Genomic DNA, 12304 nt, shown 5'->3' on the forward strand with positions numbered 1-12304 from the left:
AATCGTTGCGCTGTCAGCTTGGTTCGAAGCGAAGCGCTACACCATTCATGCAAAAACGCAATCCGGTCGGTTTCGGCCCGTCAGGGAAGACATGACCCAGATGACCCTTGCACCCGGCGCAATGCACCTCGATACGTGTCATGCCCAGCGTCTTGTCGACCGTGGTTTCGGTCATGCCGTCGCGCGGTCTGAAAAAGGACGGCCAGCCACTGCCGCTCTCATATTTGGTCGAGGAGTCGAACAAAGGCTCGCCGCAGCCGGCACAATGATAGACGCCCTCGCGCTTTTCATCATTGAGCGGGCTCGAACCCGGTCGCTCCGTGCCATGCTCGCGCAGCACGCGATGCTGCTCGGGGGTCAAGGGCAGGCCACAGCTTGGCATCTGGATATCGTCGCTCATGGAAAGGATCCTTTTCCGGGGCGGGTAGACGGGAGAATACGCCAGATATGGCGCCTCAGCGTGTTTTTTCCAGCGCCTCACTCTGCTTGCGGTTCAATTTCAGCCGGTCGACAAGACGGGTGAGAAAGTCATCGGCAATGGGACGCGTATGATGCCTCATGGGCTGGGCTGCGAAAAGCGCACCCGATGGCAGGCGATAGCCAGGCAGGACGCGCATGAGCCTGCCCTCTGCCAGAGGCTGCGCACATAATTCGAGACTGGCTGCAATGATGCCGCTGCCTGCACAGGCAAAATCGAGACGGATCGGCGCGGGTGTCGCAGCAATGCGACTGTCGAGCGGAATATCGATCTGCCCTGCCGCACATCGTCCCTCCTCCTCTTCGATCGGAATAAGTGTCCAACTCTGCTCGCCGGGGCGGGTAAGGCAGGGAAACGAGGAGAGATCCTGCGGTATGGCGGGATGGCCCTGCCTCGCGAGAAACTCCGGCGAGGCGAACAGGGCGATGTCATAGGTGCCAATACGCCTGATGCGATAATCGCCCTCATTCATCTCATCTCGCCGGTGGCTGAGAAAGATATCGCATTCGGCGCGTTTGAAATCGGGCAGACTAACGCTGGCCTCAAGCGACACCCGCATGGCCGGGTTCTGCGACAGCATTTCCCTGACAATCGGATTGACGCAGGAAATCAGAATTTCGGGCGGCGCCGCAATGCGCAGCACACCACCGCTGCGGGCATCACGACAGAGCGCCGCCACACCATTATCGAGCGTATCAAGCAAAGGCGCCACAAAGGCACTGAGACGCTCTCCGGCTTCGGTCAGACGCAGGCCGTCAGCCCCTGTCTCGACAAGGCTCAACCCGAGACGGGTTTCCAGCCGCTCGACACTGCGCGAGACGCTGGTGGCATGCACACCGAGCCGTCTGGCAGCGCGCGTGTAGCTCAGACTATCGGCGACTGCGACAAAAACACTGTATTCGTTCCGGCTCATCCCTGAATTTATGCAGTCATGACCTGCGTTATTGCAAGATTTCGGCCTTTCGAACTGCGTTATGATCTCTCCAATTCAGTCGGAAAGGCGGCAGTCCTTGCCGTCTCCTGACACAAAGGAGATTTCCCGTGACGAACACCATAATCGAACGGGCCAGAACACGTCCCGCAGCAGTCATTGGCGCGGGTACGCTCGGCAGACGCATTGCGCTGATGCTCGCGGCGCGTGGCGGGCAGGTACGTCTGTTCGACAGCAACGCCTCAGCGGCCCAGGCCGGTCTCGACTACGCACGACAAACACTTGCGAGTGTGGTCGCCACACTCGAGGGTGGCGTGGCCGGTCAGATCGACAGCGCCCCCACGCTGGAGGCCACAATCGACGGCGCCTGGCTGATTATCGAGGCGCTTCCCGAGCGACTGGATCTCAAGATCCCTCTTTTCGGCACGCTGTCGCAAAAAGCCGCACCCGACGCGATTCTGGCCACGAATTCATCGTCTTACCCTTCCAGCAAGATGGCGGCGGAAGTTGCGGACAAATCTCGCATGCTCAATACGCATTTCATGATGCCACCCGAGCAGCGTGCGGTGGAACTCATGTCTTGCGGCGCCACGAGACCGGGATTGATGGAAGAACTCGCTGGCTATTTTTCGACGCTGGGGCTTTCACCCTATATCGCGCAGAAAGAAAGCATCGGCTTCATCGAAAACCGTATCTGGGCCGCCATCAAGCGTGAGGCGCTCTGCGTTGCCGCCGAAGGGGTCGCCACTCCCGAAGTGATCGACCGCATTTACTGCGAGACACAGGGCACGCCCATGGGGCCGTTCCGTGCCATGGACCGGGTCGGGCTCGATATCGTGCTGCAAATCGAGGAGCATTATGCGCGCGCCTATCCGCATCTGCCCGAGGCGCCGCGTGTGCTTCTGAAAAAGATGATTGCCGAGAACCGCCTTGGCCTCAAGACAGGTCGCGGCTTCTATGATTACAGCGAAAAGGGAACCGCATCATGAGTGACGATCCCATCCTCTACACACTCGAAACCGCGCCGCCTGCCATCACGGCGCTGTCGACACGCGACGGGCGCGTCGTTGGGCATGTCGACGCACGCTGGGGAACGCCTGACGGAATCTGGGTCGATCAGGCTGCAGGTCAGATCACCTGGACGAATATGGGGGCAGACTGGGAGGCCCCCGACGGTACGATCGAGCGTGCCCGGCTTGATGGCAGTCAGCATGAGATACTGGTGGGCAAGGGCCAGATCGTCACTCCCAAGCAGCTTGCCGTCGATCAGCACGGCGGGCATCTCTACTGGTGCGACCGCGAGGGCATGAGGATCATGCGTAGCGCTCTCGACGGAACGGCCGTCGAGGTGCTGCTGAAACGCGGAGACTATCCGCAGGACATGCCCGACTTCTCGCGCCAGTGTGTGGGCATCGCCCTCGATCTGGTCAACCGTCAGATCTATTGGACGCAGAAAGGCTCACCCAAGGGCGGTATCGGCCGGATCTTTCGCATGCCCATGGCAATGGCTGACGGCGACGATCCGGCAGACCGCCACGATATCGAGATTCTGGCCGATCATCTGCCTGAGCCCATCGACCTGCATGTCTTTCCCGGCTCCGGTCACCTTTACTGGACCGATCGTGGAGCGCCGCCGGATGGCAACAGCCTGAACATGGCGCGCATCGACCGAAGAGGACTTTTCGACCGCAAGGTAATCCTGCGCGGCCTTGACGAGGGCATCGGCCTCGCCATCGACAAGGCAGAAAAACAGGCCTTCGTCAGCGATCTGGGGGGAACGATCCGTGTGGTCGATCTGGAGACGGGCGAGAGCCGCGTGCTGCGCCAGCAATCAGCGACGACAGGCGTTTATCTGGTGGAATGAGCGCAATTCCCTCCATCCTGAAGAGCGTCTAGAGGGGCCAGCGCCTGCTGGCCCCTCACTTTTCTTGTGATCGCAGTAACCTCAATAAAATTGCCTCCGCCCTCGGGGGGAGAGTTCGCATAAGCGCCGAAATGCGTCATGATACGCGCAAAATTGCAGGAGACTTCTCATGTCCGCATCGCATTCCGGCACGCCACGCCCGGTCATGCTCGTCATCCTCGACGGGTTCGGTGACAGCGCAACCCATGAAGACAACGCTGTTGCCCTCGCCAACACGCCGAATTTCGACCGTCTTTGGGCCAGCTCCCCCCATGCCTATCTCAAGGCCTGCGGTGAAGATGTGGGTCTGCCCGAGGGGCAGATGGGCAATTCCGAAGTCGGCCATCTCAATATCGGTGCCGGTCGCGTGGTCATGCAGGATCTGCCGCGCATCACCCGCGCCGCACGTGACGGCTCTCTGGCCCAAAACCCGGCTCTCTGCGCCTTCATCGATGCGCTGAAAGCCAGCGGTGGCACCTGTCATCTCGTCGGCCTTGTCTCGCCGGGTGGCGTTCATGCCCATATGGATCACATCGCTGCCCTTGCGAAAATCGTGGCTGCCGCCGGGGTAAAGGTGGCCCTGCACGTGTTCTCTGACGGGCGCGACACGGCTCCCGATTCAGGCGATGGCTATATCCGCACCCTTGCTGCCGAACTGCCCGCAGGGGCGTCGATCGCAACCATCAGCGGGCGCTACTACGCCATGGATCGCGATAACCGCTGGGAGCGGGTCAGCCTTACCTATGACGTGATCGTATCCGCCAAGGGCGAGCACGCCGCCGATGCGCTCTCCGTTCTGCCCGCCAGCCAGGCGAAGGGCGTGACCGATGAATTCGTCATCCCGACCGTGATCGGTGACTATGCCGGCATGAAGGATGGCGACGGCATTCTGTCGGCCAATTTCCGCGCAGACCGCATCCGCGAACTGCTCGACGCCATGCTCTTCCCTGATTTTGACGGGTTTGTGCGCTCGAAGATCGTCAAGTTTGCCTCTGTCTGCGGCATGACAGCCTATAGCTCAGCTCTGGCGCCGTTCATGAGCGTGATGTTCCCCAAGCAGTCGATGGAGCATCTTCTGGGCGATGTCGTCTCGCAGGCCGGCCTGGCACAGCTGCGCATGGCCGAAACCGAGAAATATCCGCATGTGACCTACTTCCTCAACGGCGGGCGCGAAGCCATCCTGCCGGGTGAAGAGCGCATTCTGGTCCCCTCACCCAAGGTCGCGACCTATGACCTTCAGCCGGAAATGTCGGCACCTGAGCTGACCGATCGTGCGGTTGAGTCGATCGAGAGCGGCAAATTCGACCTGATCGTCCTCAATTTCGCCAATCCGGACATGGTGGGCCATACGGGCGTGCTGTCTGCCGCCATCAAGGCCTGCGAGGCCGTCGATACCGGTCTTGGGCGTATCGTCGACGCCATCGACAAGATGGGCGGTGCGCTTATCGTCACGGCTGATCACGGCAATTGCGAAACCATGCGCGACCCGGTGACGGGTGGTGTGCATACCGCGCACACGCTCAACCGCGTGCCGGTCATCCTGCATGGCGGGCGCGGCATTCCCGCGATCCATGACGGCCGTCTGGCCGATCTGGCCCCGACGCTGCTGACCCTGATGAACCTGAAGAAGCCGGCAGAAATGACCGGTAAATGCCTCATCAACGGCTAAGCCTGTACATGCCGGTCAAGAAACCGCTCCTGACCGGTTCCCTGCTGCTTGGGGTCTGTCTCATGGGACCGACCCCGACGCTTGCCGCGACCAACGCCAGACATGTCGCCCAGAGCGCCAGCCAGAAGGCCCTCGACAAGGCAAAGCATGACCGCGAGGCTCTGCTTTCGCGCAAGGCCCGCGAAGCAGCGCTGATTGACGCCCAACGCAAGGCCCAGACAAAAGCCGCTCAGGATGCCGCTTTGCAGGCGGAACGCGCGCGCCATTTTTCAGCCCTGAGCGATCAGGCTGCGACAGCGCTCGCCGAGACAGAAAAACAGATCGACAGCCTCACGCAGGAGATTGCGCAGCTCACCGAGCAGCAGAAGCGGCAAACGGCGGCTCTTGCCCGCAGACGGGCCAGCCTGCAGGCCATTCTGCCCGTGGCGCTCCGTCTTGCGCGCTACCCGAGCACGTCATTTGTCGCCCTGTCCGGTCAGGCAGATGAGTCGGTTCAGGGGCTGAGCCTCATTGCAGGTCTGGCCCGCCTCACCACCCGGCAGGCAGACGATCTTCGCGGACAGGAAACCCTTCTTCGCCAGACCGCGCAGCATCTCGCAGAGCGCAACGAGGCACTCGAGACAGCCAGAAAGACGCAGGCAAGACTGCGTGACGCCAATGCGCGCAAGATGGACGATGCGACGAAGCAACAGGAAGAAGCCGAGGCCCGTCTGAAAGAGGCTCGCGCCGAAATCGCTTCGGCCACAGCCACTGCCGCAACACTCGATGACGCGCTCACCGCCATAGACAGGACTCAGGCCCGTCTGCGCGCGCGTATGGAAGAGGAAGCAAAGGCGCTTGCGCTGCAGAACCAGAAGGAAAAGGCCCAGGCCATGAGCAGCCAAGCCAGACGCCTGAGCAGCTCGGCAGGCGGCGGCATCAGCCATGGAGGCGGGCATGGCCCGGTTGCAGGCAGTGTCGTTACTGCGTGGCATCAGGACACGGAAAGCGGCCCGGCCACGGGCATCACCTATATGGCGCAGGCATCGAGCCCGGTCAGCGCGCCCTGCGCCGGTCAGATCGATTTTGCGGGGCCGTTTCGCTCTTTCGGCAATATGATCATTCTCGATTGCGGGCGCCATTACCGCTTTGTCCTGTCCGGCATCGGGCAGCTTTCCGTGGCGAGCGGTCAGAATGTCAGTCGCAACATGGCGCTGGGCGCCATGGACGCTGCGGGCGGGCGGCTCTTCGTGCAGTTGCGCTCTGGCAGAAAGATCATCGATCCGCGCCCCTATCTCTGACGGGAGGCGCGACAGGATCGGGCAAACCGAATTGCATGATCGCGCTTGGCGAGTCTGTGTTGTTTCGACAGACTGCGTTAAGAACGCTATAGATTTCAGACTTCCGCCCGGCAGGGTTCCCGGTTTTCGGGTCCTGCAGGCAAAGAGACGCTAACAGGATCGGCTCCGGGCCGGATTCAAGGGATGAATTGCATGAAGCTCCGCACTGGTCTGCTGCTCGGAACGGCATTCCTGGCCGGAATCACCGCCGGTCCGACGTTGGAAGCCCTGATGGCGCCAAGCCTTGGGCAGATGATCAGCAGCAAGGCCTTCGCGAAGGAGGTCGCCGCCGACCCCGATAATCACAGCGAGACCCTGCGCCTGCTGACCCTGTTCGGCACCGTGCTCGATCTGGTGCGCGCCGAGTATGTCGAACCGGTCAGCGACAAGGATCTGATCAACAACGCGCTCGACGGCATGGTCGGCGGTCTCGATCCGCATAGCTCCTATATGAACGAAAAGCAGTTCAAGGACATGCAGATCCAGATCAGCGGCAAGTTCGGCGGCCTGGGCGTTCAGGTCCAGCAGCAGAACGGCCATATCCGTGTGGTTTCGCCCATCGATGGCACCCCCGCCTCGCGCGCCGGGCTCAAGCCGGGTGACTACATCACCGAAGTCGATGGCAAGTCTCTCGAAGGCATGACGCTTGATCAGGCCGTCACCAAGATGCGTGGCGATCCGGGCACCAAGATCACGCTGACGATCATTCGCGCCAAGGAGCCCAAGCCGCTCAAGATCACCATGACGCGTGAAGTCGTGCATGTGCAGGTCGTGCGTTCGGCGCTCTATGGCAATATCGGCTATATTCGCATTTCCGAATTCGACGACGACACCGAAACCGCAATGCATGAGGCCTTTGACAAGCTCAAGGCCAAGGCGGGCGGCAAGCTGCAGGGTCTCGTGCTCGATCTGCGTCTCAATCCGGGCGGCAAGCTCGATCAGGCCATTTCGGTCAGTGACGATTTCATTCCCGAGGGTGAGATTGTCTCGATCCGCGGGCGCCATGCTGAAAACAACCGTCGCTGGGATGCCAAGGGCACCGATATCACCGGCAAGCTGCCCATCGTGGTCCTGATCGATGGCGGTTCGGCCTCGGCTTCGGAAATCGTGGCCGGTGCGCTTCAGGACCATCGTCGCGCCGTTCTTCTGGGCGAAAAATCCTTCGGCAAAGGTTCGGTCCAGTCACTTATCCCCGTGCCCGGTCATGGCGCGGTGCGCCTGACCACGGCACGCTATTACACGCCCTCCGGGCGCTCGATCCAGGCGCTGGGCATTGCCCCGGATATCATGGTGAAGGAGAGCAAGGAGGACGATGGCTACGGCTATCGAGAGGCCGATCTTGCCCATATCATCACCAATACAGGCGGCAACAAGAACAAGGCACCGGTACGCACCGATCTGCCGTCGATCTCGACCAGCATTCCCAATGCCCCGCCGGAAAACTGGCCGCGCTTCGAACTGTCCAAGCCCGCGACGGATTTCCAGCTTCAGCAGGGTCTGCGTGTGGTGCGCGCCATGGCCTCTCTTCCCGACGAGGCGCTTCCTCTGGGTCAGCCAGCCGCCGACAAACCGTCGGACAAGAAAGACCAGAAACCGGCCCCGGCACCTGCCGCTCCGCCGGCACCGGCACCCAAGCACTGATCTCACCCCTTGCCGGCCCCCTCAGTGGGGCCGGTTTCTTATGAGCCTTCCGTCATGATCGATCCTGAAACCCTTCCCTATCGCCCCAATGTCGGCATCATGCTGTTCAATCGCGCGGGCGCGCTTTTTCTGGCCAGACGCACTGACCTCAAGGATGTATGGCAATGCCCGCAGGGGGGCATAGACGACAATGAAACCCCCGAAGAAGCCGCTATCAGGGAGCTGCGTGAAGAGACCGGCCTGCGTCATGCCACGCTGCTCGGCAGTTTTCCCGGCTGGTTGTCCTATGATCTGCCGCCCCATCTGATCGGCAAGGCGCTGCATGGCAAATATCGCGGCCAGACACAGCGCTGGTTTGCAATGCGCATGACCGAGGAGGACAGCGCCATCGACCTGATGGGCGACGGCACCGAACCAGCAGAGTTCGACCGCTGGGAATGGGTCGCACCTCAGGACGTCACGCGTTTCAATCTGGGCTTCAAGCAACCGCTCTACGAAAAGCTTCTGCCCGTTCTCACTGCGCTCGCCCCCGCCTTATAGGGGCGCGTTCTCCATCGCCTGCTGCGGCGCGTCCTGCGGGACAGCGACAGGCACGTCCACAAGGTCGAGAGACTGGTTGCGTACGAGGCGGGCGTATAGTCCGCCTTGGGCCTGAAGTTCGGCATGGGTACCAAGTTCGACAGCCATGCCCTCGCTCATCACAATGATCAGATCGGCGCTTTTGACCGTCGAGAGACGATGCGCCACGATGATCGTGGTGCGGTCGCGCCTGAGATCGGCAAGCGTCTTCTGAACCTTGGCTTCGCTCTCAGAATCGAGCGCGCTGGTGGCTTCGTCGAGCAGCAGAAGGCGCGGGTCACGCAGAAGCGCACGCGCCAGGGCCACGCGCTGACGCTGGCCACCGGACAGACGCTGCCCGCCCGGCCCGACACGCGTATCCAGCCCCTCAGGCAAGGTGTCGGCAAAATCGACGGCAGCGGCGAGGGCTGCTGCCTCGACTTCGGCACGGCTCGCATTCGGACGGCCGATGCGGATATTTTCCAGCACCGACATATCGAAAAGCGTGGTGTCCTGGCTGACATAGGCGATGGCATCGCGCAGATCGGCAAGACGCAGGTCACGAAGATCGACCCCGTCCAGCAATATCCCGCCGCCATTCACATCATGCAGACGAGGGATAAGCGACAATGCCGTCGATTTCCCTGCGCCTGACGGCCCGACAAGCGCCACGGTCCAGCCTGGACGCACATCGAAATTCAAGCCCTTCAGGCCGATCCGCCCATCGGGATAGGCAAAATGGGCATCCTGAAAGACGAGACGACCATGACCCGGTGGCAAGGGGCGCGCATCGGCACGTTCTGCAACGGCGGGAGGCTCGTCGATTACGGAGAAAACGCGCTCAAGCCCGCCAAGCCCTTCCTGAAGGGCCGCATTCAGCGAGCCAAGCGACCGCAACGGACGCGAGGCGGCGAAAAGCGCTGCGATGAAAGCCGTGAAATCGCCAAGCGTGGCGCCGCCCATGGCCGCACGCCACCCGGCAAATCCGAGAACGGCGGCAATAGCTGTACCACCCAGCACTTCAAGCACGGGATCGACCCGGGCGCGACCGCGTGAGATGCGCCAGAACGCGTTGTGCAGCAGGGTGAGCGAACGATCGATACGCGTCGCTTCGCTGTCTTCCATGCGGTAGACACGAACCTGACGCGCCAGAGCGAAGCTCTCATTGAGCAGGGTCGCCGTCTCACCGATCTGTTCCTGCATGCCGCCAGAGGCACGACGCACACGCTTGCCGAGCTTCTGGATAGGCACAGCCGCGACGGGATAGAGCACGAGCGCAATCAGGCTCAGTTCCCAGTCAGTATAGATCATCGAGGCAACGAGGCCGACAACCGTCACCACATCGCCCAGCGCATTGACCGCTCGGATCATGGCCTCGCGTATCGACACGGCATCGGTAGTGAAACGCGCGGCCCATTGTGCCGGTGCCTCACGCTCGATACGGGCGATATCGGCCGTCAGCGCGTGGGCGAACATGCGCGATTGCAGGCCGCGTATGACCACCAGGACCAGACTCTGCACGGAAAGGGTCTGTCCGTACTGGCTGGCGGCCTTGAGCCCTGTCACTAAAACCACAAGTGCAGGCACCTGATAGAGGATGCGCGGATCATGCACGGCAAACATGTCGACAGCGCGCTTGATAACGAGAGGATAAAGCGCGGTCAGACCTGCTGTCAGAATGGTCAGAACCACCACACCAGCCAGCCGACCGACATGCTGGCGCACTTCTTCGCGCCAGATACGCCAGAGCATCTGTCGGCCCTGCGCACCCTGAGGATCGATGCGGCGCAAAGGGGGCTGGCTTGCCTGCTGCGGTATTTTCATTCCTGCCATTTACCGCCCAAGGCCTTGCGGGGAAAGGGGCAGACGGTTTTTGAGTTCCCTCAGGCAGGCGTCTCGATCGGGCAGGCAGCCTCTGGCGCGCCACCAGCGCGTCACCGCCCCTATCAGCACGCCGATATCCTTGCCTGCCGGAACCCCGAGCGCCACGGCATCGCGGCCCGCAATGGGAAAGACCGGCACGACCATTGCCGCAAGCCGCGCCCGGAGTATGTCCCAGCCTGACTGGCCCTGCTCACCAGAATCGGCCTGGGCAGACCAGCTTCGATCGATCAGGCTTTCTTTCGGGTGGCAGGATAGAAGGCGACGAAGGCAATCATCGCTCAGCTCCGGCACAAACATTGCAGCCTCGGGCATGACACCCCCATCCCGATCGAAGGATGTCAAGCGGTTTGCCGGGTTCATACGTGCCAGACGCTCGCTCTGCTTGCCTGACAGTCGCAGTTTTCTCGCCAGATCGGGCGCATCGCTCAGCACGCCCAGACGCAGCAGCCCGTCTTCAGGCAGACCGTTATCGAGCGCTCGCGCCAGCCGGTCGAGACGCGGGGCAGGAACGATCGGCGCCAGAATGCCAGCCTCATCCATATGCCCGAGCGTGCGCATGAGATGCGGGCCGACCAGAATGCGCAGCATCTCGCTGGCCAGTCTTTCGCCAGACAGCCCCGCAATAAGCCCGGCACGGGCAGTTATGGCAGACAGGGCCTCTGCATCCGGCTTTTCGCCGCCGAACCGGGCATCGAAACGGAAGAAGCGCAGGATACGCAACGCGTCTTCCTCGATACGCTGACCGGCATCGCCGACAAAGCGCAATCGATGCGCCTTCAGATCGTCCTGTCCACCGAAATAGTCGTGGATCTCGCCGTGACGGTCGCAGAACAGTGCATTGATGGTGAAGTCGCGCCTTGCCGCATCTTCCTGCCAGTCTGTGGTCCAGGCTACCTCAGCATGACGGCCGTCAGTCGTGATATCCCGGCGCAATGTCGTGATCTCATAAGGCACGCGTGCGATCAGCGCAGTGATCGTGCCATGGGACAGACCCGTAGGGATGGTCTTGACCCCGGCGGCTTCCAGCCTCGCCTGCATCTCTTCTGGCGGTTCGGGTGTCGCCAGATCGAGATCATGCACATCCTGCCCGCCGAGCAGAAGATCACGCACTGACCCTCCGACCAGACGCGCCTGTGGCAGGATCGACCAGATGCGGTCGAGGCCGGAACGGTCAGGCAGGAGATCGAGAATCGTCACGTCAGATCCAGTGGGAGGGAACGAACCCCCGCCCTGTCTTCAGGATCAGGGCATGGGGGCGAGTGGAAAGAAGCAATCCTGGCTCCACACACCCATGCAGGGCCGGCAGCCAACATGACCCGGCACAGCCAGGGCAACGAGTTCATAATAGACCGGGCGCGACAATCGGGCGAGTATCGGCTTGTCACCATCGCCACGCCTGACCTGCACATAGGGAATCGCTGCACAATCCTCAGAGGGTGGGCGCTGCCAGTCGACGATCAGCGGATGGGCCGGGCCGACGCAGAGCAGTTCATCCATGTTCGTGCGCAGACAGAGATTCTGCTGCCGACCGCATACACCTCTGAAATCGAGCTCGCGCACGATGAACGGCACATCCTCGACCTGAATCGTTCCGTTCTCACTCGGGGTGCGCAGCCAGTACGCCCCCTCTGCGTCGCGTGTGAGCATGGAGCCAAACAGACAGAGCATCTCCTTGCGTCGCACCGGAGAGCCCCGATAGAGCCATGTGCCGTCACGCTTGATGAGAAAAGGCAGCACGCGGGGTGTCACTGCCCCTGCCGCAATCCCGTCATGCCTTTCGACACCGGAAAGACACTCGACCTCATGCATGCCCTGCATCTCTGCGCAATCTGGTGTTTCTGCGCAGTCTGACGTCCGTTTTGCCACTCCGTCTTTCAACGCTCTCTCCGCTTGCGGTCCAAAAATCTCGTCTCATGCTGCA

11 protein-coding genes are annotated in these 12304 nt (G+C 61.6%); 6 read left to right on the plus strand and 5 right to left on the minus strand.

Annotated features, from left to right (window positions below):
• Positions 1-13: 13 nt before the first annotated feature.
• Positions 14-400, minus strand: a complete 387-nt coding sequence (gene msrB, locus IEV53_RS06745; RefSeq protein WP_188426038.1) for a peptide-methionine (R)-S-oxide reductase MsrB — start codon at positions 398-400, stop codon at positions 14-16.
• A gap of 55 nt (positions 401-455) precedes the next feature.
• Positions 456-1391, minus strand: a complete 936-nt coding sequence (locus tag IEV53_RS06750) for a LysR family transcriptional regulator (protein WP_188426039.1) — start codon at positions 1389-1391, stop codon at positions 456-458.
• 128 nt (positions 1392-1519) lie between these two features.
• Between IEV53_RS06750 and IEV53_RS06755 the strand changes: the two genes are divergently transcribed.
• From IEV53_RS06755 to IEV53_RS06780, 6 genes are all read left to right on the plus strand, one after another.
• A complete protein-coding gene (locus IEV53_RS06755; RefSeq protein WP_229719733.1) occupies positions 1520-2398 on the plus strand; it encodes a 3-hydroxyacyl-CoA dehydrogenase family protein in 879 nt (292 codons plus the stop codon).
• Positions 2395-3273 carry an SMP-30/gluconolactonase/LRE family protein gene (locus tag IEV53_RS06760; protein WP_188426040.1) on the plus strand — a complete coding sequence of 293 codons (879 nt, stop codon included), beginning with the start codon at positions 2395-2397 and terminating at the stop codon, positions 3271-3273. Before IEV53_RS06755 ends, IEV53_RS06760 begins: the two co-directional genes overlap by 4 nt.
• 169 nt (positions 3274-3442) lie before the next feature.
• Entirely contained in the window at positions 3443-4981 is a 1539-nt protein-coding gene (gene gpmI, locus IEV53_RS06765; protein WP_188426041.1) for a 2,3-bisphosphoglycerate-independent phosphoglycerate mutase, read from the plus strand.
• Positions 4963-6261: a murein hydrolase activator EnvC family protein gene (locus IEV53_RS06770; RefSeq protein WP_229719734.1), complete on the plus strand. Its 1299-nt coding sequence runs from the start codon at positions 4963-4965 to the stop codon at positions 6259-6261. Before gpmI ends, IEV53_RS06770 begins: the two co-directional genes overlap by 19 nt.
• A 192-nt stretch (positions 6262-6453) precedes the next feature.
• On the plus strand, positions 6454-7941 hold the full coding sequence (locus tag IEV53_RS06775) for a S41 family peptidase (protein ID WP_188426043.1): 1488 nt from the start codon (positions 6454-6456) through the stop codon (positions 7939-7941).
• A gap of 54 nt (positions 7942-7995) precedes the next feature.
• Positions 7996-8481, plus strand: coding sequence for an RNA pyrophosphohydrolase (locus IEV53_RS06780; RefSeq protein ID WP_188426044.1), 486 nt, complete (start codon positions 7996-7998; stop codon positions 8479-8481).
• On the opposite strand, the gene IEV53_RS06785 is transcribed toward IEV53_RS06780, so the two are convergent.
• The 3 genes from IEV53_RS06785 to IEV53_RS06795 form a co-directional block, all read right to left on the minus strand.
• Complete coding sequence (locus IEV53_RS06785; RefSeq protein WP_229719766.1) at positions 8476-10251, minus strand: ABC transporter ATP-binding protein; 1776 nt, start codon at positions 10249-10251, stop codon at positions 8476-8478. The genes IEV53_RS06780 and IEV53_RS06785 overlap by 6 nt on opposite strands.
• Positions 10252-10332: 81 nt before the next feature.
• Positions 10333-11580 (minus strand): CCA tRNA nucleotidyltransferase, encoded by a 1248-nt coding sequence (locus IEV53_RS06790; RefSeq protein WP_188426045.1) that lies wholly within the window; start codon positions 11578-11580, stop codon positions 10333-10335.
• Positions 11581-11625: 45 nt separating this feature from the next.
• Positions 11626-12192: a DUF1285 domain-containing protein gene (locus tag IEV53_RS06795; protein ID WP_229719736.1), complete on the minus strand. Its 567-nt coding sequence runs from the start codon at positions 12190-12192 to the stop codon at positions 11626-11628.
• Positions 12193-12304: the final 112 nt, after the last annotated feature.

Source organism: Asaia siamensis (genome assembly GCF_014635085.1).
Classification (GTDB): Bacteria; Pseudomonadota; Alphaproteobacteria; order Acetobacterales; family Acetobacteraceae; genus Asaia; species Asaia siamensis.